At 66.8% G+C, this 24,593-nt stretch carries 23 protein-coding genes; 14 read left to right on the forward strand and 9 right to left on the reverse strand.

Going from position 1 to position 24,593, the window contains the following annotated elements; all coding sequences use genetic code 11:
• Nucleotides 1-11 precede the first annotated feature (11 nt).
• The 5 genes from ABZ004_RS01845 (at nucleotide 12) to ABZ004_RS01865 (ending at nucleotide 6,762) form a co-directional block, all read left to right on the forward strand.
• Complete coding sequence (locus tag ABZ004_RS01845) at nucleotides 12-2,834, forward strand: carbohydrate-binding protein (protein WP_355677862.1); 2,823 nt, start codon at nucleotides 12-14, stop codon at nucleotides 2,832-2,834.
• A 12-nt stretch (nucleotides 2,835-2,846) separates the two neighbouring features.
• Nucleotides 2,847-3,986 (forward strand): ThuA domain-containing protein, encoded by a 1,140-nt coding sequence (locus ABZ004_RS01850; protein ID WP_355677863.1) that lies wholly within the window; start codon nucleotides 2,847-2,849, stop codon nucleotides 3,984-3,986.
• A gap of 68 nt (nucleotides 3,987-4,054) precedes the next feature.
• Nucleotides 4,055-5,530: a peptidase S10 gene (locus ABZ004_RS01855; protein WP_355677864.1), complete on the forward strand. Its 1,476-nt coding sequence runs from the start codon at nucleotides 4,055-4,057 to the stop codon at nucleotides 5,528-5,530.
• Nucleotides 5,527-6,297, forward strand: a complete 771-nt coding sequence (locus ABZ004_RS01860; RefSeq protein ID WP_355677865.1) for a nucleotidyltransferase domain-containing protein — start codon at nucleotides 5,527-5,529, stop codon at nucleotides 6,295-6,297. Before ABZ004_RS01855 ends, ABZ004_RS01860 begins: the two co-directional genes overlap by 4 nt.
• Nucleotides 6,298-6,762, forward strand: coding sequence for a GNAT family N-acetyltransferase (locus ABZ004_RS01865; RefSeq protein ID WP_355677866.1), 465 nt, complete (start codon nucleotides 6,298-6,300; stop codon nucleotides 6,760-6,762). It abuts the gene before it with no gap.
• On the opposite strand, the gene ABZ004_RS01870 is transcribed toward ABZ004_RS01865, so the two are convergent.
• Together ABZ004_RS01870 and map are read right to left on the reverse strand one after the other, a co-directional pair.
• The gene (locus ABZ004_RS01870) at nucleotides 6,732-7,136 is read right to left on the reverse strand and encodes a GNAT family N-acetyltransferase (RefSeq protein ID WP_355677867.1); all 405 of its coding nucleotides are present in this window, start codon (nucleotides 7,134-7,136) and stop codon (nucleotides 6,732-6,734) included. The two genes, ABZ004_RS01865 and ABZ004_RS01870, sit on opposite strands and share 31 nt — an antisense overlap.
• Complete coding sequence (gene map, locus ABZ004_RS01875; RefSeq protein WP_355677868.1) at nucleotides 7,133-7,981, reverse strand: type I methionyl aminopeptidase; 849 nt, start codon at nucleotides 7,979-7,981, stop codon at nucleotides 7,133-7,135. The genes ABZ004_RS01870 and map overlap by 4 nt, the downstream gene beginning before the upstream one ends.
• A gap of 54 nt (nucleotides 7,982-8,035) precedes the next feature.
• Here map and ABZ004_RS01880 point away from each other — a divergent pair, with 54 nt between their 5' ends.
• A complete protein-coding gene (locus ABZ004_RS01880; RefSeq protein WP_355677869.1) occupies nucleotides 8,036-8,224 on the forward strand; it encodes a hypothetical protein in 189 nt (62 codons plus the stop codon).
• Nucleotides 8,225-8,291: 67 nt separating this feature from the next.
• Here the strand turns inward: ABZ004_RS01880 and ABZ004_RS01885 are convergent, their stop codons facing one another.
• Nucleotides 8,292-8,900, reverse strand: a complete 609-nt coding sequence (locus ABZ004_RS01885) for a histone H1-like repetitive region-containing protein (RefSeq protein WP_355677870.1) — start codon at nucleotides 8,898-8,900, stop codon at nucleotides 8,292-8,294.
• A gap of 315 nt (nucleotides 8,901-9,215) precedes the next feature.
• Between ABZ004_RS01885 and ABZ004_RS01890 the strand changes: the two genes are divergently transcribed.
• Nucleotides 9,216-9,953 carry a helical backbone metal receptor gene (locus ABZ004_RS01890; protein ID WP_355677871.1) on the forward strand — a complete coding sequence of 246 codons (738 nt, stop codon included), beginning with the start codon at nucleotides 9,216-9,218 and terminating at the stop codon, nucleotides 9,951-9,953.
• Between the two features lie 86 nt (nucleotides 9,954-10,039).
• Nucleotides 10,040-10,216 (forward strand): hypothetical protein, encoded by a 177-nt coding sequence (locus tag ABZ004_RS01895; RefSeq protein ID WP_355677922.1) that lies wholly within the window; start codon nucleotides 10,040-10,042, stop codon nucleotides 10,214-10,216.
• A gap of 26 nt (nucleotides 10,217-10,242) precedes the next feature.
• Here the strand turns inward: ABZ004_RS01895 and ABZ004_RS01900 are convergent, their stop codons facing one another.
• A complete protein-coding gene (locus tag ABZ004_RS01900; RefSeq protein WP_355677872.1) occupies nucleotides 10,243-10,740 on the reverse strand; it encodes an NUDIX domain-containing protein in 498 nt (165 codons plus the stop codon).
• An 87-nt stretch (nucleotides 10,741-10,827) separates the two neighbouring features.
• Here ABZ004_RS01900 and ABZ004_RS01905 point away from each other — a divergent pair, with 87 nt between their 5' ends.
• A complete protein-coding gene (locus tag ABZ004_RS01905; protein WP_355677873.1) occupies nucleotides 10,828-11,730 on the forward strand; it encodes an aldo/keto reductase in 903 nt (300 codons plus the stop codon).
• 20 nt (nucleotides 11,731-11,750) lie between these two features.
• Here ABZ004_RS01905 and panB read toward each other — a convergent pair whose 3' ends face one another.
• A complete protein-coding gene (gene panB / locus ABZ004_RS01910) occupies nucleotides 11,751-13,811 on the reverse strand; it encodes a 3-methyl-2-oxobutanoate hydroxymethyltransferase (protein ID WP_355677874.1) in 2,061 nt (686 codons plus the stop codon).
• Between the two features lie 188 nt (nucleotides 13,812-13,999).
• A complete protein-coding gene (locus ABZ004_RS01915) occupies nucleotides 14,000-15,772 on the reverse strand; it encodes an NAD+ synthase (protein WP_355677875.1) in 1,773 nt (590 codons plus the stop codon).
• A 165-nt stretch (nucleotides 15,773-15,937) separates the two neighbouring features.
• Here ABZ004_RS01915 and ABZ004_RS01920 point away from each other — a divergent pair, with 165 nt between their 5' ends.
• Nucleotides 15,938-17,317 carry a ferredoxin reductase family protein gene (locus ABZ004_RS01920; RefSeq protein WP_355677876.1) on the forward strand — a complete coding sequence of 460 codons (1,380 nt, stop codon included), beginning with the start codon at nucleotides 15,938-15,940 and terminating at the stop codon, nucleotides 17,315-17,317.
• A 175-nt stretch (nucleotides 17,318-17,492) separates the two neighbouring features.
• Nucleotides 17,493-18,485 carry an ABC transporter permease gene (locus ABZ004_RS01925; protein ID WP_355677877.1) on the forward strand — a complete coding sequence of 331 codons (993 nt, stop codon included), beginning with the start codon at nucleotides 17,493-17,495 and terminating at the stop codon, nucleotides 18,483-18,485.
• Here the strand turns inward: ABZ004_RS01925 and ABZ004_RS01930 are convergent.
• Nucleotides 18,482-19,105: a GNAT family N-acetyltransferase gene (locus ABZ004_RS01930; RefSeq protein WP_355677921.1), complete on the reverse strand. Its 624-nt coding sequence runs from the start codon at nucleotides 19,103-19,105 to the stop codon at nucleotides 18,482-18,484. The genes ABZ004_RS01925 and ABZ004_RS01930 overlap by 4 nt on opposite strands.
• A 2,036-nt stretch (nucleotides 19,106-21,141) precedes the next feature.
• Between ABZ004_RS01930 and ABZ004_RS01935 the strand changes: the two genes are divergently transcribed.
• Genes ABZ004_RS01935 through ABZ004_RS01945 form a run of 3 tightly spaced genes read left to right on the forward strand, consistent with a single transcriptional unit; the run spans nucleotide 21,142 to nucleotide 23,683 of the window.
• Nucleotides 21,142-22,224 carry a DUF418 domain-containing protein gene (locus ABZ004_RS01935; protein WP_355677878.1) on the forward strand — a complete coding sequence of 361 codons (1,083 nt, stop codon included), beginning with the start codon at nucleotides 21,142-21,144 and terminating at the stop codon, nucleotides 22,222-22,224.
• A gap of 50 nt (nucleotides 22,225-22,274) precedes the next feature.
• Nucleotides 22,275-22,748 carry a hypothetical protein gene (locus ABZ004_RS01940; protein ID WP_355677879.1) on the forward strand — a complete coding sequence of 158 codons (474 nt, stop codon included), beginning with the start codon at nucleotides 22,275-22,277 and terminating at the stop codon, nucleotides 22,746-22,748.
• Nucleotides 22,745-23,683 (forward strand): HTTM domain-containing protein, encoded by a 939-nt coding sequence (locus ABZ004_RS01945; RefSeq protein ID WP_355677880.1) that lies wholly within the window; start codon nucleotides 22,745-22,747, stop codon nucleotides 23,681-23,683. Before ABZ004_RS01940 ends, ABZ004_RS01945 begins: the two co-directional genes overlap by 4 nt.
• Here ABZ004_RS01945 and ABZ004_RS01950 read toward each other — a convergent pair.
• Both ABZ004_RS01950 and ABZ004_RS01955 read right to left on the reverse strand, forming a co-directional pair.
• Nucleotides 23,609-24,013 carry a hypothetical protein gene (locus ABZ004_RS01950; RefSeq protein WP_355677881.1) on the reverse strand — a complete coding sequence of 135 codons (405 nt, stop codon included), beginning with the start codon at nucleotides 24,011-24,013 and terminating at the stop codon, nucleotides 23,609-23,611. The genes ABZ004_RS01945 and ABZ004_RS01950 overlap by 75 nt on opposite strands.
• Nucleotides 24,014-24,126: 113 nt before the next feature.
• On the reverse strand, nucleotides 24,127-24,519 hold the full coding sequence (locus ABZ004_RS01955) for a DUF393 domain-containing protein (RefSeq protein WP_355677882.1): 393 nt from the start codon (nucleotides 24,517-24,519) through the stop codon (nucleotides 24,127-24,129).
• Nucleotides 24,520-24,593 lie beyond the last annotated feature (74 nt).

Consider the following 24,593-nt stretch of genomic DNA (forward strand, 5'->3'; position numbering starts at 1 on the left):
GGAGTCACGCCATGACCACCAGGAAACGTGTACGGCGGATCTCCTTGCTGATCACCGCCGTCCTGACCGCTGCGCTGGGTCTCAGCGCACCGGCAGCCCAAGCAGGTTCCACCATCCCACCCGGCGACTACCAGCAGGTCTCATTGGCCAGCGGAAGCAACGAGCTCGGCGAAGCGATGTCCCTCGCCGTCCTCCCGAACCGCTCGGTCGTGCACACCGCGCGCGACGGTTCGGTCCGGATCACCGACGCGGCCGGTACGACGACGCTCGCGGGGAAGCTCAACGTCTACACGCACGACGAGGAAGGACTCCAAGGCGTCGCGGTCGACCCGAACTTCGCCACGAACCGCTTCATCTACCTGTACTTCTCACCCCGACTGAGTACGCCGGACGGCGACGCACCGACCGACGGGACCCAGGCCGACTGGGACGCCTGGAAGGGTGAACTCCACCTCTCCCGATTCATCCTCAAGACCGACAACACGCTCGACCTCGCCAGCGAGAAGATCGTGCTCCGGGTAGCGAACGACCGCGGCCAGTGCTGCCACGTCGGCGGCGATCTCGACTTCGATGCCGCGGGCAACCTCTATCTGACCACCGGCGACGACAGCAACCCGTTCCAGTCGGACAGCTTCACCCCGATCGACGAGCGGACCAGCCGCAACCCGCAGTTCGACGCGCAACGCACCGCAGGCAACACGAACGACCTCCGCGGCAAGCTGCTCCGGATCCATCCGCAACCGGACGGCACCTACACGATCCCGTCCGGCAATTTGTTCGCACCCGGAACCGCGAAGACCCGGCCGGAGATCTACGCGATGGGATTCCGCAACCCGTTCCGGATGAGCGTCGACAAGGCGACCGGCATCGTCTATCTCGGCGACTACGGCCCGGACTCCGGCGTCACCGATCCGAACCGTGGCCCGAACGGCCAGGTCGAGTTCGACCGGGTCACCGCACCGGGCAACTACGGCTGGCCGTACTGCACCGGCACGAACACCAGCACCGAGACCTACAACGACTTCCAGTTCCCGAGCGGACCGTCGGGAGCCAAGTTCAACTGCGCGGGCGGCGTCACCAACAACTCGTTCCGCAATACGGGCCTGCAGCAACTAGCACCCGCGCAACCTTCCTGGATCCGGTACGGCGGGGACGCCGGTACTCCGCCTGAGTTCGGCAATGGCGGCTCCGAGTCGCCGATGGGCGGGCCGGTTTACCGGTACGACGCCAACAACCCTTCAACGGTGAAGTTCCCCGCTTCGCTGAACGGTCGCTTCTTCGCCGGGGAGTACGGCCGCAAGTGGATCAAGGCGATCGAGGTGACCGGCTCCGGCGGAGTCGGCGATATCGGCGCGTTCCCGTGGACCGGCACGCAGGTGATGGACATGGCGTTCGGCCCGGACGGTGCGCTCTACGTGCTCGACTACGGCACCGGCTCGAACAACCAGGCGCTGTGGCGGATCGAGTACGTCGGTTCGCAGAACCGCAACCCTATCGCCAAGGCAAGTGGTAATCCGACGTCGGGCGGCCGGCCGCTCACCGTCGCGTTCTCGTCCGCGGGGAGCTCCGATCCCGAAGGCGGCGCGCTGACCTATCGCTGGACCTTCGGTGACGGCGGAACGTCGACGCAGGCCAACCCGACGTACACCTACAACACTGCAGGCAACTACACGGCGACCCTGACGGTGACCGACCCGACCGGGCTGACCGGATCGGCGAACGTCCAGATCAGCGTGGGCAACACAGCACCGGCGGTGAATCTGCAATCGCCGGCCGACGGTCAGCTGTTCTCCTTCGGCGACACGGTTCCGTTCCAGGTGACCGTGACCGATCCCGAGGACGGCACGATCGACTGCTCGCGGGTGAAGGTCACGTATCTGCTCGGGCACGACGACCATCAGCACCAGATCACCTCGAAGACCGGGTGCAGCGGCTCCATCGCCGTACCGGTGGATGGTGAGCATGACCCGTCGGCCAACGTGTTCGGCGTCTTCGACGCGGAGTACACGGACAACGGCGGGCTCACCTCGCACAGCATTCACAAGCTGCAGCCGCGGCATCGCCAGGCCGAGCACTTCGCGGCGCAGTCGGGCGTCCAGCTCGCCGATCACGCGACGGCGGAGGGCGGCAAGACGGTCGGGTTCGTCGACAACGGCGACTGGATCTCCTTGCAGCCGTACGCACTCGGCAACGCGACGTCCTTCACCGGCCGGGTCTCATCGGCCGGACCGGGCGGGACGATCGAAGTACGGGCCGGCTCGCCGACCGGTGCGCTGATGGCGACCGTGAACGTCGCGCCGACCGGTAGCTGGGACACCTTCACCAACGTCTCGGCGAACCTCGCCAACAAGCCGGCCGGTACGACGAACCTGGTGCTCGTGTTCAAGGGGGCCACCGGCAACGGGAACCTCTTCGATCTCGACGCGTTCACCTTCGCAACGTCCGGATCGACCGGGACAACCACTGAGGGCGAGGCGTTCACTTCGCAATCCGGCGTACAGGCTGCTGCTCATGCCGGGGCGAGTGGTGGGCAGACGCTCGGCTACATCGAGAACGGTGATTGGGCCGGGTACTCCGGGGTCAGTACCGCCGGGATGCACGGGTTCAGCGCTCGGATCTCGTCTGCCGGATCGGGCGGCACGCTCAGCGTGCGCGCGGGGTCGGCGACCGGGACCGTGCTCGGGTCGGTCGCCGTACCGGTGACGGGTGGCTGGGAGACGTTCCAGACGGTCTCCACCAGCTTGAACGCGTCGGCCAGTGGGCCGTTGTTCCTGACCTTCACCGGTGGCGCCGGAAACCTTTTCGACGTCGACACCTTCACCGTCACTCCCTGAGGAGGACAGACCATGACCACTCTCACTCGTCGTGAATCGCTGATCGCCGGTGGACTGCTGGCAGTTGGCGCAATGGTTGGCTGGAAACCTGTTTCGGCTGCTGCTGCCGCGCCTTACCAGGTGCTGGTGTTCAGCAAGACGGCCGGTTTCCGGCACGACTCGATTCCGGCCGGGATCCAGGCGATCCGGGATCTCGGGACCGCGAATGGCTTCACTGTGACCGCTAGTGAGGACAGCAATGTGTTCACTGGGTCGCAACTGGCGGCGTTCAAGGCGGTTGTGTTCCTGAGTACGACCGGGGACATTCTCAATGACACACAGCAGGCTGCTTTCGAGGCGTACATCAACGGGGGAGGCGGGTATGTCGGCGTGCACGCTGCCGCCGATACGGAGTACGGATGGCCGTACTACGGGCAGTTGGTCGGCGCGTGGTTCAACAGTCACCCGGCGATCCAGCAGGTGACGGCCCGAGTCGAGGACCACAACCATCCGTCGACTGCACATCTCGGGGCGACATGGGTGCGCACGGACGAGTTGTACAACTACTCGACCAACCCGCGGCCGAACGTGCACGTGCTGATCAACCTGGACGAGTCGACCTACACCGGCGGCAACATGGGTGATCACCCGATCGCCTGGTACCACGCGCAGGGCTCCGGGCGCTCGTTCTACACCGGGTTCGGGCACACCATCGAGTCGTACTCCGATGCGGCGTTCCGGAAGCACCTGCTGGGCGGCATCCAGTACGCCGCAGGGGTCGGCTCGGCGCCACCGGTCACCCAGATCGAGGGCGAGGCGTTCACTTCGCAGTCCGGCGTACAAGTTGCCGGGCACAACGGAGCGAGTGGTGGTGCGACGCTCGGCTACATCGACAACGGCGACTGGGCCGGCTACTCGCAGGTGAGTACGGCCGGCAAGACCACCTTCACCGCCCGCATCTCGTCAGCCGGCGCCGGCGGCACCATCCGGATCCGCTCAGGCTCTGCCACCGGCCCGATCCTCGGTTCGGTCGCAGTACCGGTCACGGGCGGCTGGGAAACCTTCCAAACCGTCTCCACCACCCTCACGGGGTCGGGCAGCGGAGCCCTCTTCCTCACCTTCAGTGGCGGATCGGGTTCGCTGTTCGACGTCGACACTTTCTCGCTGAGTTAGTCCGGGTGCGCTCGTCACCTGTGCATAACTCAGGTGACGAGCGCGCGTCCGCTGATAGGTTTTCGGGTATGGCGAGTGGTGAGCAGGGTGCGGAGGAGAAGTCGCCGGCGAAGGTTGTGCCGGTGGACGATCTCAGGACGACGCGGCATGCGTTGACCGTGGGTGGGGAGACGCTGCGGTATACAGCGACCACCGGCCGGGTCGTGCTGCGGCAGGAGGTGCTGACCGAGGGGAAGTTCGACGGGCATCTGCCGAAGGCCGAGGTGTTCCTGACGGCGTACACGCTGGATGACGCGGAGGCTTCGCAGCGGCCGGTGACGTTCGCGTTCAACGGTGGGCCGGGGTCTTCGAGTATTTGGCTGCATCTGGGGTTGCTGGGGCCGCGGCGGGTGGTTTCGGGGGACGTCGGGGAGTTGGCGCCGCCGCCGTACGGGCTGGTCGACAACGAAGAGACGTTGCTGCGGCACAGCGATCTGGTGTTCATCGACCCGGTGTCGACCGGGTACTCGCGCGCGGCCGAGGGGGAGAAGCCGGGGGACTACCACGGGTTCACCCGCGACCTGGAGTCCGTCGGCGAGGTGATCCGGCTGTGGACGTCACGGAACGGGCGCTGGATGTCACCGAAGTTCCTGGCCGGCGAGTCCTACGGTACGACGCGCGCCGCCGGGCTGGCCGCGCATCTGCAGGACCGGTACGGGATGTACCTGAACGGCGTCATCCTGATCTCCGCGGTGCTGGAGTTCGGGACCCTCGACTTCACACCGGGGAACGACCTGCCGTTCACGCTCTTCCTGCCGTCGTACGCCGCGGCCGCGCACTACCACGGGCTGATCCCGGACCGGGAGCTGCCGGAAGTGCTCGCCGACGCCGAGCGGTTCGCGGCCGGGCGGTATCCGAATGCGCTTGCCCAGGGCAACCGTGTGCCGGCCGACTATCGCGCTGAGGTGGTCACCCGGCTGGCGGGGTTGACCGGGCTCTCGGAGGACTACATCGATCGGGTGAACCTGCGGATCGAGCACACGCGGTTCTTCGCCGAGCTGCTGCGGTCGCGGCGACAGGTGGTCGGGCGGCTGGACAGCCGGTTCACCGGGTGGGAGGTGGACTACGCGCTGGACGTCTCCACCGACGACCCGTCGATGCGGGCGATCATGGGGCCGTACACGGCGGCGTTGAACCACTACGTGCGGGTGGAACTCGAGTACGAGAACGACCTGCCGTACGAGATCATCAGCAACGAGGCGTCCCGGGACTGGTCGTTCAAGGAGTTCGAGAACAACCACGTCACGGTCGCCGACAAGCTGGCCGAGGCGATGCGGGCGAACCCGTATCTGAAGGTGCACATCGCCTCCGGGCACTACGACTGCGCAACCCCGTACTTCGCCACCGAGCACACCGTCGCCCGCCTACAGATCCCGGCCGAACTCCACGACAACATCGAATTTCGGTACTACCCGGCCGGCCACATGATGTACGTCAACGAGGAATCCCGCCTCCGCCAGTCGGAGGATCTCGCCACCTTCGTCCGAGCAGCCTCCAACCGATGATCGTGCCCGGCGACGTCGAGTCGACGACCAAGCAGTACCTGGAACTCATCGACAAGGCGTTGCCCGGGCAGGTGGTGGGTCTCTATCTGACCGGCTCGATCCCGCTCGGTGACTACCGGCCGGGGCGAAGCGACATCGACGGTGTGGTGGTGCTTGCCGAGCCGCCGAAGGACTTCGAAGCGGTGCGTGAAGTGCACGCTCAACTGGCGGAGAAGCTGGCCTTCGACGTGACCTATCTGACGGCAGCCGAGTTGGCGTCGCCACCATCTTCGGACAAGCCAGTGGGCTACTCGCAGGACGGCGTGTTCCGGGTCGCGCCGAGCGGTGGGCCGGTGAGTCCGGTGCTGTGGTCGGAGATGGCTCGCCAGTCGCTGGCTGTTCGTAGTACGCGGGGCTTGGTTGTGTATGACGACCACGAGGCGCTGGTCGAGTTCACTCGGGGCAACCTCGAGTCGTACTGGGCCGGGCTGTTCGATCAGCTGGAGGCAGCCATGGAGGCAAGGCCGGACGACCAGGAGGCGCCGGAGTGGGTGCTGCCGTGGGTGATGCTCGGCGTACCGCGGCTGCACGCTTTGCTTGCTACCGGCAACATCGTGTCGAAGACGGCGGCCGGTGAGCACGCGCTGACCGTTTTCCCTGAGTGGTCCAACCTGATCACCCGCAGCCTGGAACACCGGGCCGGTAAGCCCATCACTTTCACCAATGCTGACGTCAAGGCTGCTGTCCCTTACGGCCGCAAGGTGATCACGGAAAGCCTGGCTCTCTGAATGCTTCTGATTCGCCATCCTTCGCCGCTGAAGATCAGCCCAGCCCCCGCCGGCGTCGTACTCCGCCAGCCTTCTGTTGCGGACACCGTCGAGCTGGGTCGGCTGTACTACGAGTCGTATCCACCGGGAGTCGCCTGCGATAGCGAGGTTGCGGCGATCGAAGACATCCGGGTGACCTTTGAAGGCGAATACGGGCCGCTCTCGCTTACCAAGAGCTTCCTTGCTGTGGCCGGTCAGTCCCTCTTCGGCGCCGTGCTCGTGGTAGACCGCGCGCCCTGGCCCAACACCCCCGACTGCCCGTTCATCATCGAGCTCTTCACCGCTCCCGCCGTACGCCGCCAAGGACTGGCGAAGACCTTGCTGTCCACGTGTCTGCAACATCCAACAGACTTCGCCTTGCAGGTCGCGCCCGACAACACTCCCGCAGTCGAACTCTACGAGTCGCTGTCTTTCCAGCCGGGGTAGATGCGGAAGCCGGAGAAGGTGTGGTGGGGGAGGGAGGCGTAGAAGTTCTGAGCGGTGTCGGTGACCAGGTCGATGCGTTGAGCGCCGGTCAGGGGCATCGCGTATTCGAGGAGACCACGGGCGATGCCCTTGCGGCGGTGGGTGGCGCTGACGGCCAGTTCTGCGAGGTAGGCCTGGATGTGGCCGTCGCTCATCAGGTACGCGAAGGCGATGACCTCGCCGTCGTCGCCGAGGGCAACTACTGACGTGACACCGGGAGCAGTCAGTACGGCGTGCGCTCGCTCGTGGTCGGCGGGGAAGCTCGGCCAGCCTTCGGCTTCGCAGAGCGCCACGATGCCGAGCAGGTGCGCGCGCTCGTACCGGGCGAACGTCACGGCAGGGTGAGGACTTCGGCGCCGGTGTCGGTGACGACCAGCGTGTGCTCGAACTGCGCGGTCCGGGACTTGTCCTTGGTGGTCGCGGTCCAGCCGTCGTCCCACAGGTCGTAGTCGTAGCTGCCCAGGGTCAGCATCGGCTCGATCGTGAACGTCATCCCCGGCTCCATCACGTCGTCGAACCGCTCGTCGTCGTAGTGCGGGATGATCAACCCGGAGTGGAACGAGGTCGCGATGCCGTGCCCGGTGAAGTCGCGGACCACGCCGTACCCGAAGCGCTTCGCGTACGACTCGATCACGCGGCCGATGATGCTCACCTGGCGACCGGGCCGGACCGCCTTGATGCCCCGGTTCAGCGCTTCCTGGGTGCGTTCGACCAGCAGCCGGCTCTCCTCGTCGACGTCGCCGACCAGGAACGTCGCGTTGGTGTCACCGTGGACGCCGTCCAGGAACGCGGTGATGTCGACGTTGACGATGTCGCCGTCCTCGAGCGGGCGGTCGTCCGGGATGCCGTGGCAGATGACCTCGTTCACCGAGGTGCACAACGACTTCGGGTAGTTGCGGTAGCCGAGCGTCGACGGATACGCACCGCGCTCGACCAGATACTCGTGGCCGATCGCGTCGAGTTCGTCGGTGCTGACTCCGGGCTTCGCGGCGGCACCGACCGCCTGCAACGCCTGCGCGGCGAGTTTGCTCGCGACGCGCATCTTCTCGATCAGCTCCGGCGACGTCACGTACGAACCTTCGTACGGCGTGGGCGCGGGCTTGTCGACGTACTCGGGCCGGGGAATGGAAGCGGGTACCGGACGGCGAGGCGAGATGATGCCAGGAGTGAGAAGCGACATGGTGAGATCATTCTAGAGAGTTGCGGCAAAGCGAGCGGGAGGTGGTCATCCGTTATGTCCGACGATCACAGCAACGAGTGGTACTACAACGTCGACACCGGCAAGGTGGAGCCTTACGAGGGCGCCAAGGCGTCGAAACGACTCGGTCCTTATTCGTCGCCGGAAGAGGCGGCGCGGGCGCTCGAGATCGCCCAGGAACGCAACGAGGCCTGGGACAACGACCCGAAGTGGAACGACGACTGAACGACCGATGATGTCGTTGCATGACTGAGGGGCGCCACCGAGCCGGTGGCGCCCCTCAGATCTATGGTCAGGCCTTCTTCGCGGCTGCCTTGCGAGCAGGAGCCTTACGGGCCGTCGTCGCGCGCTTGGCGACGGTCTTGCGGGCCGGCGCCTTCTTCGCGGCCACCCGGCGAGCGGGTGCCTTCTTCGCAGCGGTCTTCGTGGCCGGCGCCTTCTTCGCGGCGACCTTGCGGGCCGGTGCCTTCTTCGCGGCGACCTTCTTGGCCGGTGCCTTCTTCGCGACGGTCTTCTTCGCGGGCGCCTTCTTGGCCACGGTCTTCTTGGCGACGGTCTTCTTCGCGGTCACCTTCTTCGCGGGTGCCTTCTTCGCGACCGTCTTCTTCGCCGTCACCTTCTTGGCCGGCGCCTTTTTCGCGACGGTCTTCTTGGCGACGGTCTTCTTCGCCGGCGCCTTCTTGGCCACGGTCTTCTTGGCCGTCACCTTCTTCGCGGCGACCTTCTTGGCCGGTGCCTTCTTCGCCGCCGTCACCTTCTTCGCCGTTGTCGTCTTCTTCGCTGCGGTGACCTTGCGTGCGGTGGTCGTCTTCGCGGCGCTGGTCTTCCGGGCGACGGTCTTCTTGGCGGGAGAAGCCTTTTTGGCTGTCGCCTTCCCTGCGGCTGCCTTCTTGGCTGGCACTTCTGCCTCCTTGGTGCGCTGAGGAAAACCACGGTGGATTCCTCGTCGTCATGATGATGACAACACTTGGTGGCTACGTAAAGCACCTGAAACGCATGCACGTTAAGAGGTCCCGATGGGCAATCCGGGCGAAATGAGTAAAAATCCTTGTGCAGAAGGGTTTTCACTGATGGTCGAGCATGCCGGATGCCGGGAAAGATTTGTTGGCGACACGCGCGTAAAGTTGCCGTCGACGGTGCGAATCGGTGCACTTCGTGTGCATGTTGTCCTCGGCAACGTCCGTCGTACGAGCACCTGAAGGGAGCAACGCAGCGCATGCAGGACGACGTCGGAAGTGTGATCGCGATGCCTTCGGAAGTGCGTCGTGTGGTGAGCATCGTGCCGTCGTTGACGGAAGCGATCGCAGCGACGCGACGCGAGTTGCTGGTCGGTGCGACGGACTGGTGCACGCATCCGGAAGACCTCGACGTGACGCGTGTCCGCGGTACGAAGAACCCCGATGTCGCACTCATTCGCGAGCTCGCACCGGACGTCGTGATCGCGAATGCCGAAGAGAATCGGGCGGCCGATCTCGACGCATTGCGTGCGGCCGGAATCGCGGTCTGGGTGACCGCACCGGCCACGCTCGACGAATCACTGGGATCACTGCGCCGCATGTTGTCGGCAATCACCGGTGAGGTCCCGCAATGGCTCGACGACGCACACGCGATCTGGAGTACGCCGTACGCCGGTCCGCGGCGGCGCGCGATCGTTCCGATCTGGCGGCGACCGTGGATGGCATTGGGTCGGGACACGTTTGCGGGCGATGTACTGGCGCGCCTCGGCATCGACAACGTGCTCGCGGAATCACCGGAGCGCTATCCGAAGTTCGATCCCGCGCGACTGCCGGAGTACGACGTGGTCGTTTTGCCGGACGAACCCTATGCGTTCTCGGTGAATGACGGATCGGAGGCGTTTACCCGGCCGGCGAAATGCGTTTCAGGCCGGCACCTGACCTGGTACGGCCCATCCCTGGTCGAGGCGCGGGCCGTGCTGACCGAACAGCTCGGCTGACGCTGACCGAACAGGGTCAGTGATCTGCGCCACGAAGACTGCGCTGTCAGGTAGACGGTTAGGTATGCCTCACCTACACTCGCCAGGTGCCGTCCATGACCGCGAAGAAGAAGTGCTGCAAGGACAAGCCGAGGTGCAAGAAGTGCCCGGTCGTCCTCAAGCGGCTGGCTGATGCCGGCTGCGCCGAGCGGCTGGACCGCGTCCACTACAAGGTGGACAAGAAGGTCCCGAAGAAGGTCCTGAAAGAAGCCCGCGCCCGCTGAGCCCAGTCGCCTGAGCTTGGGGCGGGCTAGCTCGCTTTCCGCAGTTCGATTGCGCTGACGGCTTGGCGGAGTAGTTCGGGGATGGTGATGTGCGCCGCCTGGCCGGTCGCCTCCAAGTCGTCGGGGTGCCACCAGCCGTGGTCGCTGATCGTCTCCAGTTCGAGCTCCTCCTGGTTGGCGAAGCTCACCTCGACGCTTTCCACACCGACCGCGAAGAAGGTCTGGTGCTGGATGATCGGGCAGCCGCCCCACTCGTACTCGATCGTGTTCGTCGCGACCGGCTCACCCAGCGATTCGGCCGGCACCAGCAACGCGACCTCTTCGCGCAGTTCGCGGCTGGCGGCCTGCGCGGCCGTCTCACCGGCTTCGACACCGCCGCCGATCGTGAACCAGTACGGCCTGGCCGGAATCAGCGGGTCCCACCCGTGCAGCAGTAAGACCTTGCCGTCCGGGCGGACGGGAAGGACTCGGGCCGTCGTACGCCGGACGACGGTGCCGGGCGGAGGCAGGCGGGAATCGGTCACACTTCAAAACGGTAGGCGACGCGAGCCCCGCACCGAGCCGCCGTACGGCGCGTCTCGCCAGTTGGAGTCCGATGAGACGATCGACGTATGACTGCACGGATCGGCCTGGGACTGGCCGCGCTCGGACGACCCGGCTACATCAATCTCGGCCACGACCAGGATCTGCCGCAGGGGCGTGAGGTCGAGGACCTTCGCCGGCGGACGCACGAGTTGCTCGAGCAGGCCTGGCAGGCGGGTGTGCGGTACTTCGACGCAGCGCGTTCCTACGGCCTTGCCGAAGAGTTCCTGGGAGAGTGGCTGACTCCTGAGCGCCGCAGTCAGCTGACCATCGGATCGAAGTGGGGCTACACGTACGTCGCCGGCTGGCGCGATGATGCGACGACGCACGAGGTGAAGGATCACTCGGTGCAGACCTTCGAGCGCCAATGGCCGGAGACTCTCCAGGCTTTGGGTGGACGGCCCGACTTCTACCTGGTGCACAGCCTCACGTCGGACAGCCCTGCGTTGACGGATACGAAGCTGCTCGACCGACTCTGTGAGCTCGCGGCGGACGGCGTACGGGTTGGTCTCTCGACGAGCGGCCCGCACCAAGCAGCGACGTTGCGCGAAGCACTGAAGCTCGACGGACCGTTCTCGGCCGTTCAGTCGACTTGGAATGTTCTCGAGCCGTCAGTCGGTCCGGCGCTTGCCGAAGCTCATGAAGCCGGCTGGTTCGTCGTCGTCAAGGAAGCCGTCGCCAATGGCCGCCTGACTTCCAAGGCCGACGAGACGCCCTTCAACACCTTCGCCGCCAAGCACGGCGTCGCTCCCGACTCGCTCGCCATCAGCGCAGCGCTCGCCCAGCCTTGGGCCGATGTCGTCCTCAGCGGCGCCACCACGGCCGAGCAACTGGAAAGCAACCTCAGCAAAGCGAGCGCTGGCCCATTGACCGAGTTCGCACAAGCACCCTCGGAGTATTGGTCAGAGCGGTCGGCTCTTCCCTGGATTTAGAATCCGCTCTTTCTTTGGGGCTAGAACGTGTGGTCGTCGGTTGGGAAGGCGCCGTTGGCTACTTCGGCGGCGTAGGTGGTGGCGGCTGTAGTGAGGATCCCGCGGAGGTCGGCGTACTGCTTGACGAAACGCGGCATCGGGCCGGAGCGTAGGCCGGCCATGTCCTGCCAGACGAGCACCTGTGCGTCGGTGTCGCGGCCGGCGCCGATGCCGATCGTAGGGATCGATATCCGCTTGGTGATCTCCGCGGCGACGTCACCGGGAACCATCTCCAGTACGACGGAGAAGGCGCCCGCCTCGGCAAGCGCGACCGCGTCGTCGATCAGCCCGGCCGCTTGGTCGCCACGTCCCTGGACGCGGTAGCCGCCGATGCTGTGCTCGCTCTGCGGGGTGAAGCCGATGTGGGCCATCACCGGGATACCGGCCTGCGTCAGCTTCTCCACGGCCGGTACGACGGTGCGCCCGCCTTCGAGCTTCACCGCGTGCACCCCTGCCTCCTTCATGAAGCGGACAGCGGTGTGGAATGCCTGCTCGGGTGAGGCCTGGTAGGAACCGAACGGAAGGTCGGCCACCACCAACGCGCGCTGCACGGCATTGGCGACCGCACGTGCCAGCGGGATCAACTCGTCGACGGTGACGCGCAGCGTGGTGTCGTAGCCGTAGACGTTGTTCGCGGCGGAGTCGCCGACCAGCAGCACCGGGATGCCGGACTCGTCGAAGATCTCTGCGGTGTACTGGTCGTATGCCGTGAGCATGGCCCACTTCTCGCCACGGTTCTTCATGTCCCGCAGGTGGTGGATCCGGTAGCGGCGAGGACGGTTGCCCGGCTCGCTGGGCGTGCTCGGTGCGGAGGACGACGTCGTAGTACCGGCTGATTCGCCTGGTGCTGTGCTTGCTGTCGGCTGTGCGCGGCGCGCGCCTCGGTGTGAGGCGACGGGCTCGGCCTGGACCTGGCTCGGTGCGTCCTGCTGCACGTCGGCGCGACGTCGTGCACCGACCGGGCGGCTACCGCCCTGCTGCCCTTGGGCTTGCGCTGCGGGGGCGGCCGAGGTCGACGTCGACTGGCTTGGCTGGACGGGCGCCGCGGTGCGCGTCGAGGGGGAAGCCGCCGAGCTGATCGGCGAGTTGTTCTCGTACTCCGCCGACGGGTCGGACGGATAGCCGTTGGAGGCGTTCGGCGTCTGGCCGGTGCTCGGTGCCTGTCCACTCCAACCGGTCGGCGAGCTCGCTGCGGCCGTCGGTGCACTTGGAGGCCGATTCGCTGGCGGAGCGGGCGGGTTCTGTGTGAGGCCGTTGGACGGCGCACTGAGCTGCGGCTGCGCAGGGGGAGTGATCTGCGGGGGCGTCGGTGCGGGGGAGTGGGGCTGGTTCCAGCCGTTGCTGCTCGGGTTGTGCCCGTTGCTCGACTGCGATGACTGCGATGACTGCGGTGGTTGCGGCGGCCTGGGCGCGGAGTTGCCGGGGGCGCTGTGACCGTTGGAGCTGGGCGGCCTCTGCGCTGACGGTGCTGCGGGCTGCGGCGGGTGACCGCTCGTCCCGTTGCGGCTCGGCGCGAACGGGTTCTGCCCGGGCGGGGCGGACGGCGGTGCCTGCGGAGGCGTGGTCGGCTGCTGCTGTTGCGGCCGGAAGGACGTGGGTTCCTGGTACGGCGTACGCGGGGCGAACGGCGATTCGTCGTACCGGTCGGAACTCGGCTCGCTGCGGTAGGAGTCGCCGTACGAGCCGGACTCCTGGTGCTGCTGTTCGCCGTACTGCTGTTGCGCCGGGCCCTGGTAGCCGCGGTCGGGCGCGGCCGGCGGGGGACCGGGCAGGAAGGGCGGCTTCGGCACGTACGGTTGCTGCGGCACCGGGCCGCGCTCGTACGACCGGGGTGCGTTCGGCAGCGACGGTGCGGGGTCGAGCCCGTCCAGTGCGGTCGAACGATCGCGCCAGCCCTCGCCGGATCGTTCCGGCTCGGTGTAGCCGTACTCCGAGCGGTGCTGCTCCTCGGTTGTCCGGTTCTTCGGTCCGGTCCCGTACGGCGCCGGCAGCTCGTCGTCGGCGTCGCCGTTGGTACCGGCCGACATGAAGTTGTCAACCATGGGCTCATCGTCCCACCGTTGCGGTCCGTGAGCGCCACCGGGTGACGGATCCCTCACGTCCGGACCGGGGTCGTCGGCAGCGTCCTCGGGCAGGCTGAAACTGCCCGTCCGCGGGAACGAGTCGTCGGGGTAGGGGCGGTTACGCCACGATCCACTCAGCTCTCCGTCGCCTTCCTGTCTCTGCCTGCTCAGTCCTCGGCGGCTTTCCTGGCGTCTTCACGCCAGGCGTTGGTGATCGGCAGCCGCCGGTCCCGCCCGAACGCCTTGTGGGTGATCTTCGGACCCGGAGGATACTGCCGTCGCTTGTACTCCGCTTTGTCGACCAGTTGGATCACCCTACTGACTACTTCCGGATCGAACCCGGAAGCGACCAGCTCGGCGCTGCCGCGATCCTGCTCGACGTAGTCGTCGAGGATGTCGTCCAGCAGGTCGTACGGCGGCAGCGAGTCGGTGTCGACCTGGCCCGGCCGGAGCTCGGCCGAGGGCGGTTTCGCGATCGAGTTCTCCGGGATCGGCGGCTGCTTGCCGCGCTCCTTGGCGTCGGCGTTGCGCCACTTCGCGAGCCGCCAGACCACCGTCTTCGGCACGTCCTTCAGTGGCGCGTAGCCGCCGACCGCGTCGCCGTAGATGGTGGAGTAGCCGACCGAGAGCTCCGATTTGTTGCCGCAGGCAAGTACTAGGTGACCGTCGGCGTTCGAGAGTCCCATCCAGATGACGGCCCGGACCCGGGCCTGCAGGTTCTCCTCGGCGAGGCCCGTCAGCCCGAGGGTCTCCAGGAACGGCTGCACCATCGGCTGGATCGGTACGACGCGGTAGTTCAGCCCGGTCCGTGCGGCGAGCTCGGCCGCATCGTCGCGCGAGTGCTCGCTGGAGTAGACGCTCGGGTTGGAGATGCCGAACACATGCTCGGCGCCGATCGCGTCGCAGGCGATCGCGGCGACCAGTGACGAGTCGATCCCGCCGGAGAGTCCGAGCAGCACCGACTTGAAACCGTTCTTGCGGACGTAGTCGCGCAGCCCGAGCACGATCGCGCCGTACATCTCGGCTTCGTCCGACAACCGCGGCGCCTGGGCGACCGCGATCGGCTCGTACGGAGGCAGCGGGTCCTCGTGGAGCACGGTGTGCACGATCCGGATGCCTTCGTGCTCGCCTCCCGGCGTACCGGTCGGGGCCGGCAGGTCGAGGTCGACCACCATGCTGCCCTGCTCGAACTGCGGCGCCCGCGCGAACACCTTGCCGTCGGCATCGGCGATCAGCGAGTCGCCGTCGAAGACCAGCTCGTCCTGGCCGCCGACCAGGTTCACGTAGGCGAGCGCGCAGCCGGCTTCGCGGGCTCGCCGGGTGACCAGCTCACCGCGGACGTCGTCCTTGTTGGCCTCGTACGGCGAACTGTTCACCACCAGGAGGAGTCCGGCACCGGCGGCACGGGTGGCCGCGACCGGGCCACCGTCCTGCCAGAGGTCCTCGCAGATCACCAGGGCGACGTCGACGCCGTGGATGCGGATCACCTGCAACGTGTCGCCGGGAACGAAGTGGCGGAACTCGTCGAAGACACCGTAGTTCGGCAGGTGGTGCTTGACCGCCGAGGTGACGACCTTGCCGCGATGGATGACCGCCGCCGAGTTGGTCGGTGAACCCTTCGGGCGGCCGAGCCGGTCGACGCCCATCGCCGTACCGGTGGCGCGGTCGAGGTACCCGACCACGACGACCGCCTCGCCGAGACCATCGCTCGCCAGCCGTTCGGCGAGGGTGTGGATCTTGGCCTGCGACGCCTCCACGAAGGAGCCGCGCAGGGCGAGGTCCTCGACGGGGTAGCCGGTCAGCGCGAGCTCGGGGAACGCGACGACATGCGCTCCCCGGTCGACGGCATTCCGCGTCCAGGTCAGGACTTTCTCGATGTTCCCGTCGACATCACCGACGGTGACGTTGAGCTGAGCAAGAGCAACCCGAAGCTGAGGCACCCCCGCACCTTACTGCCTACTGGTTCCGGGGTGCGGCAGGCTGGTGAACAGTTGCTAGAGGCAACTTGTTTGTAAAGTTGGTGCAAGACTGCGGTCTTAACGAAAAGAGGCATTCCGGAGGTCTTTGGCCGGGCGTAGGTTCCAGGCACGCCCCCGAAGGATGCGATGGGATTGCTGATGATCCGCCGTCGACCTGTCACCACCCATGTGCACGGCCCCGCTGCCCGGATCGGCTGGTTCCTGCTCTATCTGGAAGCCCTGATGGTGCCGCTGGTGCTCACCGTGCTGTCGCTGCGGCCGCAGGAGCTCGGGATCGGGATCGGGATCGGTGTCGGTGAGGCTCTCGCGCTGAGCCTCGGCCTGGTCGCCTTCTCGGCGTTGGTGGTGACGGTGATCCTGCCGGCCCGGGTGTCGCCGCTGATCGCCGCGTTCGGGATCGAGACGATCCTGCGGATCCACCGGTCGATCGCGAAGGCGGCGGTACTGCTGGTGGTGATGCACCTGATCGCGGTGCTGATCGAGGATCCGCGGGGTCTGCGGATCTTCGACCTGGCGCATACGACCTGGGCCGCGCGGGCAGCGACGGTGTCGACGCTGGCACTGGTTCTGATGGTGGTGCTGGCGGTCACCCGGGCTCACCGTCAGCCGCGGTACGAGGGCTGGCGGATGGTGCACAACTTGCTGGCCTGGATCGTGCTGGGGACGGCCTGGTTGCATGTCTGGTGGTTGCGGCATCTGATGACGAAGCCGCTGCTGGCGATCTGGTTCCTCGGGACCGGGCTTTTGGTGCTTGCGCTCGGCGTACGGCGCTGGCTGTGGTTGCCGTTGCGGGCGCGTCGGCGTTCCTATCTGCTGGAAGAGGTACGGCGTGAGCCTGGTGATGGGGTCACCTTGACGATTCGTGCCGACCGGCATGCCGGTGTGCCCTTTGCCGCGGGGCAGTTCGCGTGGCTGAAGTTCGGGTCGACGGCCTTCGTCTTCGAGGAGCACCCGTTCAGCATCTCGTCGTCGGCCGACCGGCCGCGGGTCAAGCAGTTCACGATCAAGGCGCTCGGCGACTTCACCGAGTTGCTCAGCGGGCTGCGGCCCGGGCGCCGGGTGTTTTTGGACGGTCCGTACGGCGGGTTCACGATCGAGGGGCGGGACGGCTCGTCGGGGTTCATGATGATCGCGGCCGGGGTCGGCATCACCCCGTTGCTGAGCATGCTGCGGACGCTGGCCGATCGCCGCGACCGGCGCCGGCACTGGCTGATCGTCGCGGCGCGGACGGTCGAGGAACTGATGCTGCGGGCGGAGATCGAGGAGGTCCGGAAACGCCTCAACCTCAAGGTGATCGAGGTGATCAGCAAGCCGGGCCCGGACTGGATCGGCGAGGCCGGCCGGATCAGTGGCGAGCTTCTCGCCCGCTACCTACCGCGCAACCCGGCCCGTCTCAACTACTTCCTCTGCGGCCCGGCCCCGATGGTCCACACCGTCAGCCACGCCCTAGCCGCCCACGGCATCCCCCTCCGCCGAATCCACACCGAACGCTTCGGCACCACCTGACCACCAGCATCAACCTGACGGGCGGCTGCCCGACCTGCGGCTGCCTGATCGGGCAGCCGCCCAACCCGCAGCTGCCCGATCGGGCCGGCTTTGCCCGGCGGGCGGCGGGGGTGTGGCACGATGTCGCGGCGGCTGGGGGTCCGCAGGACCGGTCCGCAGGGGAGGAATCGCAAGCATGGTGTATTTCGTGGCTCGCCGTCTGGTGAGCGCTGTCAGCGTGGTCCTGGTCACGATGATCGCGACCTTCGCGCTGTTCTTCATCGCCCCGACCGATCCGGCCGGCGCGATCTGCGGTGACCGCAACTGCACCCAGCAGCGCTACGACGAGATCAAGCGCAACCTGCACCTCGACCAGCCGAAGGTGCAGCAGTTCGCGGAGTACGTCTCCGGCATCTTCGTCGGCCGCGACTTCGAGACGTCCGGCTTCACGCAGCACTGCCCCGCACCGTGCCTCGGCTTCTCCTTCAAGAACGACCGGCCCGTGTACGAGATGCTCTCCAGCAGGCTCCCCGTGACGGTCTCCCTGGTGGCCGGGTACGGCGTACTGGTGCTCACCATCGGCGTCACGGTCGGCTCGACGGCGGCCAAGCGCCGGGGCACCGCGAGCGACCGATTCCTGATGAGCGGGACCCTGGTACTCAGCTCGGTGCCGTACTACATCGTCGGTCTCCTGGCCGCCCTGTACCTGACGATCGTCTACCCGATCCTCCCGCGCGGCAGCTGGACTCCACCGTCGGAGAACCTCGCCAAGTGGTTCGGCGGACTCCTCACGCCGTGGCTGGTCCTCGGCATCTACGGCTGCGTCGACTACGCCCGCTACTCCCGCGGCTCGATGGTCGAGACTTTGAGCGAAGATTTCATCCGTACGGCGCGCGCCAAGGGACTCTCCGACCGCAAAGTCACCTACAAGCACGCGCTCCGGGCCGGCCTGATTCCCGTCATCACCATCTTCGGTCTGGACATCGCCACCAGTCTCTCGGGCGCGATCTTCACCGAACGCATCTTCGACCTCCCCGGGCTAGGCAACCTGGTCCTGGACAGCGTCGGCAACTACGACCTCCCCGTCATCATGGGCACCGTCCTGCTGGCCTCAGTCATCCTCGTCGCAGCGAACCTGATCGTCGACCTCGCCTACAGCCTCGTCGACCCACGCGTGCGCCTCTCCTAACCCGTGGTCCGCGCCACCAGAATTTCGGCGAACGTCTCCCAGTTCAAGGTGTTGTAAAGCTGCCGCCCTTCAACTGACGCGGCCAGCAGTCCTCTCTCCGCGCCTCCCTTCTGCGCCTCTTCGGCAAGCCGCGACATCACCGCCCCGCCCAGCCCTCTCCGCCGGTGCTCAGGTTCCGTCCACACCATGTCGACCACCGCATCATTGCCCATGACAACCATCTGTCCGCGGGCGGCGAGCTCGTCGTCCTCCTGAACCCGCACCTGGACCACCTCACCGCGCCGCACCACCTCAACCCCGTACGACGCCGGCGCCCGACGTACCGGCTGTCTTGCAAGGTCCACCGACATCAACCACTCAGTCCGCCGATACTCCAACCCGGCGCTTCGAATCCTCCGCATCATGTTGTCGGGCTCGTTCGTCACCACACTCAGCCAAGACAGCTCGGCCGGATGGTCATCACCTTCGGCCAGCCCTGCAGCACTCTCAAAGTCGGCTTCGTCCACCACATACGAAACCATCCGCTCGGGATCCCCGATGCGCAGGAGAACCACGCTGCCTTCGTCGGCCTGCTTCCATCCGCGGCTGATGGACCTGCCGAGCACCCATTGCCGCACCACGTCCGTCAACACGCTCCCTCTGACGCGTGCTGCATCTGGTTGGTTGGGACGCAGAAGAACCCTGGTACGCGACGCCGGGCTGCGAAATTGTTCTAGTCGGGCCGCTGGCCATCAAGGGCGCCTTCGGCGTCCCTCCGGGATCTTCGACCCTTGACACCCACCGCCCCGACCAGAAAGACCGCAGCTATCCCGGCCCCGCTCACCCAACTGACAACCAGCCCAAACGCTCAGCAACCCCATGCCCCCGGTTCCGCCCCGAACGCTCAGCAACCCCATGGCCCGGTTCCGCCCCGAACGCTCAGCAACCCCATGGCCCGGTCCCCGCCTCGAACGCCCAGCATCCCTATGCCCCCGCCCCGCCCGAACGCTCAACAAGCCCACGCCCGGTCCCCGCCCCGAACAGTTCCCGTACTGCCCGCCCGCCCAACCTGCCAGGATTCCGGCTGACTCCACCCGACCGTCCGGCCGCTGACGCCATATTCGCCCGATACCGCGAAATACTCGCGGCAGTGGCCGAAAAACCGGCCAGCCGCCGCGCTGGACCCGAGTTCGTCGAACGAGCTAAGCAGCGTCCACCCAGTAACCCCTGACATCCCGGCAAACAGCCGCCCCGACGTCCCGATCGACAGGAAATGCCCCCCGAAACCGCCCCCCACACCACCACTTTTGAGCCTGAACCCCAGCCAGCCACCCCTCCATTTCCTGTCGATCGGGACAACCCCTCCCCACCCCTGCGCGAACCTGCGCACCAAACGCCCATCCGAATCAATCCACGCACACCACCTCCAATCCCCGTACCGACCGACATGAGGTATCCGCCCAAACCACCCCAACCCGACCCAGCCTGAGGCTGAACCCGACCTCCCGCCGCCGATACCTCATGTCCGTCGGTACGCCCCTTCCCTCCAACCGGGCTCAATACTCCGCAGAACGACAGCGGGAACACCTCGCCGCCGGGGCGACTACCCCAAGTCCGCTCCGGCCCGCCCCGGGCGCTGGTCGCCACCGTCACCGGGCCGGCCGCAGCTGCCCAGCAGCCGAACTCGGCCGGGTTCCGTCCAATCCGGGTGCTCCGCTCTTCTTGTGGTGCTTAGCCCCCTCCCATAGCAGGGGGTGAACCCCGACACGGGGAGCGATGCCGCCTCTTCGCTGGCTCTGGTGGTGTCGGACGGTCACGGGTTGGCCAGGTTGAGGGGCTCGGCGACCGTTTCGCTCTGCGAATCAGCTCCTCGGTGCGCAGTCCGTCCTGCCGGTGTGAGCGGAGGCGATCGGGCGGTGCGGCTGGGGTCGATCGGCGGGCTGGTCGGCTCGACCTTCGAGGGTGAGGTCGGTTCACCGAGTGTGCTCTCCGTCCGGTAGGCACTCGGTCGCGGATACGCGCCAATGCAGGCGGCCACGCCGTGCGGCGGCATGATTCTGCCGATCGACAGCACGGTCCCTCACCCGCGACGCGACGGCCCCGACGACGCAGCCAGCACCCGACCGGCCTGGGCAATCAACACCCCTCGGGCTCACACGTCTGGCGGGATTCGCGTAGCTGCGTACTTCCCTGGTCGAGACGGTGGGTGTCAAGGGTCGAAGATCCCGCAGGGACGCCGAAGGCGCCCTTGATACCCGCCGGCTCGACTAGCACAATCCCGCAGCGGAGACCGCCCACCAGGTGAACCTTTCAGGGTGGATGCCGGTCGGCTCGTCCTCGCAGGCTTGAGGTGGTCGGGGTGTTGCGGACACCCGCCCGCCAGGTGAGCCCTTTGGGGTGGATGCCGGTCGGGTTGTGCTCGCGGGGGCGAGGTGGTTAGGGGTGTTGCGGAGACCGCCCGCCAGGTGCTGCTTCGCGGGGGAGGTCGGATCTGGGTGTGTCTGGTTCTAGGGGAGCTGGGCGTTCGGCGTACCGGCTATACCTTCGTTGTTCAGGTGAGTACTTTTGCTGATATCCGCAGAGCCACCTGCGCCGATTGACTGTCAGGGTGACTACGACAGGTGGGCCCACAGGGCTGGGTGAGAGGGCGTTGGCGCCGGATTTGGCGCGGGGGTTCATGTTGTTGTTCATCGCCTTGGCGAACTCGCACTACTTCATCCAGGGACCGACAATCCGCGGTGGTTTCCCGACGGACGGGTCGCAGCTGGATCGCGTGGTTGCCGGCGGGATTTCCACGTTTGTCGATGGGCGGGCGTTTCCGATGTTCGGGGTGTTGTTCGGGTACGGCGTGGCGCGGATCGCTGCTCGGCAGAGTGAGCAAGGGGTCGCCTGGCGATCGGTCAGGTGGTTGCTCTGGCGGCGCAGTCTCGTTCTCGTGGTCCTTGGATTCATCGACGCGATGCTGTTCTACATCGGCGACATCCTCGGCGCGTACGGCGTACTGCTGTTCATCGGCGTCTGGACACTCCGCTGGAAGGACCGCTGGATCCTTCTCGCCGCATTCTTCCTCTTCCTGCTCACCGCATTACCGAACGACGGCTCGATGGCAGTCAGCGCAGACCCACCTGACATCTCCATGCTCCCGCCTAACTTCCTCGACGGTCTCCAAGCAAGAATCCCGGTCCAGCCCTTCATCGCATTACTGGGCCCGATCGGCTTCGCCTGCCCGTTCCTCATCGGTATCTGGGCCGGCCGGCGCCGCGTCCTCGAACGCCCCGAGCAATACAAGCGCCTCCTCCAGACAACAGCCGCGATCGGCATCACAGCCGCCGTCGCCGGCGCCCTCCCGGTCTCACTCTGGATCGCCGGCCTCACCAGCCAACCCCGAGCAGACCTCTTCGGCCCCTTGCACGACGCCACCGGAACACTCGGCGGATTCGGGTACGCCGCACTCATCGCCCTGATCGCGATCAAACTCAAGGATCGCCCCGGCCGAATCACCACCGCGATCGCCGCAACAGGCCAACGCTCCCTCACCTGCTACCTGACCCAGTCCGTCGTCTGGACCGTTGCCTTCACCCCCTATTTGGCAGGTCTCGCCGATAACCTCTCCATCACAGCGACCGCCCTGCTCGCCACAGCAACCTGGCTCCTGACCGTCCTCATCGCAGACCGGATGCGCCGAGCCGGCTACCGCGGCCCCTTCGAAACGCTCATTCGCCGGATCACCTACGACAAACCAGTCACCGCGAAGGCATAGTCGGCCAACCGGCGGCGGGAGTGAGACCCGGTTGGTGTGTAATGACCGGCGTGAAGGTTAGCGGTGAGCGTACGGGGGACGTACGGCTGGGCACGACCGGCAAGGTGGTCCGGGTGCTGGTCGCGCTGGCCGGGATCGGCCTGCTGATCAACGGTTCGGTGCGGGCCAGTGACGACGCCTGGCCGTTCGGGCCGATGTCGCAGTACGCCGGCAGCGTGGCCGACGACGCGTCGATCACCTACACCCGGATCAGCGCGCAGACGGACGCCGGTACGACGGTCGACGTACCGCTGAACATCGAGGGTGCCGGTGTCGCCCGGGCCGAGATCGAGGCGCGGACCGGCGAGATCGTCGCGGATCCCTCGAAGCTGCAGGCGGTCGCGGACGGCTGGGCGAAGAAGCACCCCGGCAAACCGAAGTACGTGAAGCTCGAACTGATCCGCGACACCACCACGCTGGTGAAGGGACGCGTCGAGGGACCGCCGGCGTCCGAAGTACTGGCGACCTGGCAGGTGCGCCGATGAAGACCGTCGCGAACTGGTTCACGGCACCGATCGCGCTCGCCCGGATCGCCTGGCTGCGGACGATCCTGTACTTGTTCGTCATCCTCGACATGCACGCGTTCGTCCGCGACACGCGACTCAAGGGCGAGCACCCCGACCTGTACAAACCACTCCTCCTCGAACGCCTGTTCCACCTGCCGACCCCATCGGTCGCGAACACGACGGCCCTGTACTACGTATTGATCGCCGCCTGCCTGATCGGAGCCACCAACCGGTTCCCCCGGATCGCCGGCTGGGTGGTCGCACCAGCCTTCACCTGGTGGGTGCTGATCGGGATGAGCGACGGCAAGGTCGACCACGACCACCTCGCGCTGACGGTCGCGCTCTGGGTTCTCCCGACCGTCGCGCGCACCAAGGCTGGCAACCCGTACGCGGATCAGACCAAATCCGAAGCCGCGGGATGGGCGATCCGGTGTGTGCAGATCTCGGTGATCTGCACGTACTTCCTCTCGTCGATCGCCAAGCTTCGCGGTGCCGGGTGGACGCTGGCCTGGCCGAACAGCGCGATCCTGACCTGGGCGATCGTGCGCCGGCCGCATCCGGTCGGGGAGTGGTTGCTGCATCACCCGTGGATGCTGCATGTGATGCAGTGGGTGGGGATCATCGGCGAGTTCCTGTCGCCGGCGATCCTGTGGCTGAAGGGGCGCTGGCAGTTGCTCGGGGCGCTGTTCTTCCTCGGGTTCCACGCGGCGAACACGGCGATCTTGCTGATCCACTTCCTGCCGACGGTGGTCTGCTGGCTCGCCTTCGCCCCGTTGGAGCGGATCGTGCCCTGGTGGCGTCGGCGGCGCGCCGCAGTACCGGCAGGCAGTGGCGCAGCCTCAGCTGGCGACGCCGGAGAGGCCGAAGACGAGGCCGAAGATCGCGGGCAGGCCAAGGAGCAGGCCGGCGCGTAACCGGAACCGGCGGCCGCCCGGGCCCGGCGTACGGACGACGCGGGACAGCACCGCACCGGCGTACCCGAAGATCAGCGCCGCCAGCAGGATCTGCATGGTCGGCAGCGCCCGGTTCTCGTGCGTCAGGCCGAGCGTGACGAGACCGGGGCAGCAGAACGCGAACATGCCGAAGCCGAGTTCCGGGATCGGCAGCCAGCGACGGCCGAGGACGTCGAGTTCGGCCGGGCGGCGCGCCTGGACCGAGCGGACGAACCGCGCGGTGCTGAGCAGCAGGTCACTGGCGCAGAGCACAGCAGCCACGATCAGGGCGGCCTGGAAGATCGTCTGCACGGGAGAAACTTAGGCCCTCCGGGTCGCGAGCAGGTGACGAACTCGGCATGTCTCGGTCACGACCTCCACCGGTAGCGTGAACATTGAGCGCTGGAGCCGGTCCTGGCCTGGATTCAGGGCCGAGGCGGTGGTGCTGACCGGGGGAGGGCGCACGCCGGCGTACCGCCGGGCATCCGGTTGCGGTTGTTCGCGATCAGCCGGTAGACACCGGCCGCGATCCAGCGCACCGGCGGCAGCGTGATCAGCGTGCCCACTGTTTTGTAGACCCCGCCCGAGTCGATCAGCCAGCGCGCGAACGCCTGCGCCCCGCCGTGGATCCGCCCGTCGGCAGCCACCCAGAGCACCTCGTACTGCGCCCGCTCGGCGGTCGTCCCGTACGCCGTGAGGTCGGTGAACTGCCACGGCTCCACCGGTGCCCGCGAGCCGAGCGTGCGCTCCAGCCACCGGGCGCTCGTCGTACAGAATGCGCAGTCGCCGTCGAAGATCAGGATCGGTGTGTCGGGCACGGATCCACCGTACGCCGGGGTCGCGTGCGCGCGTTGTCGGCGCCAACACGTAACGTCTGCTTAACAAGGCCGGG

The organism is Kribbella sp. NPDC006257, from assembly GCF_040613535.1.
Taxonomy (GTDB): Bacteria; Actinomycetota; Actinomycetes; order Propionibacteriales; family Kribbellaceae; genus Kribbella.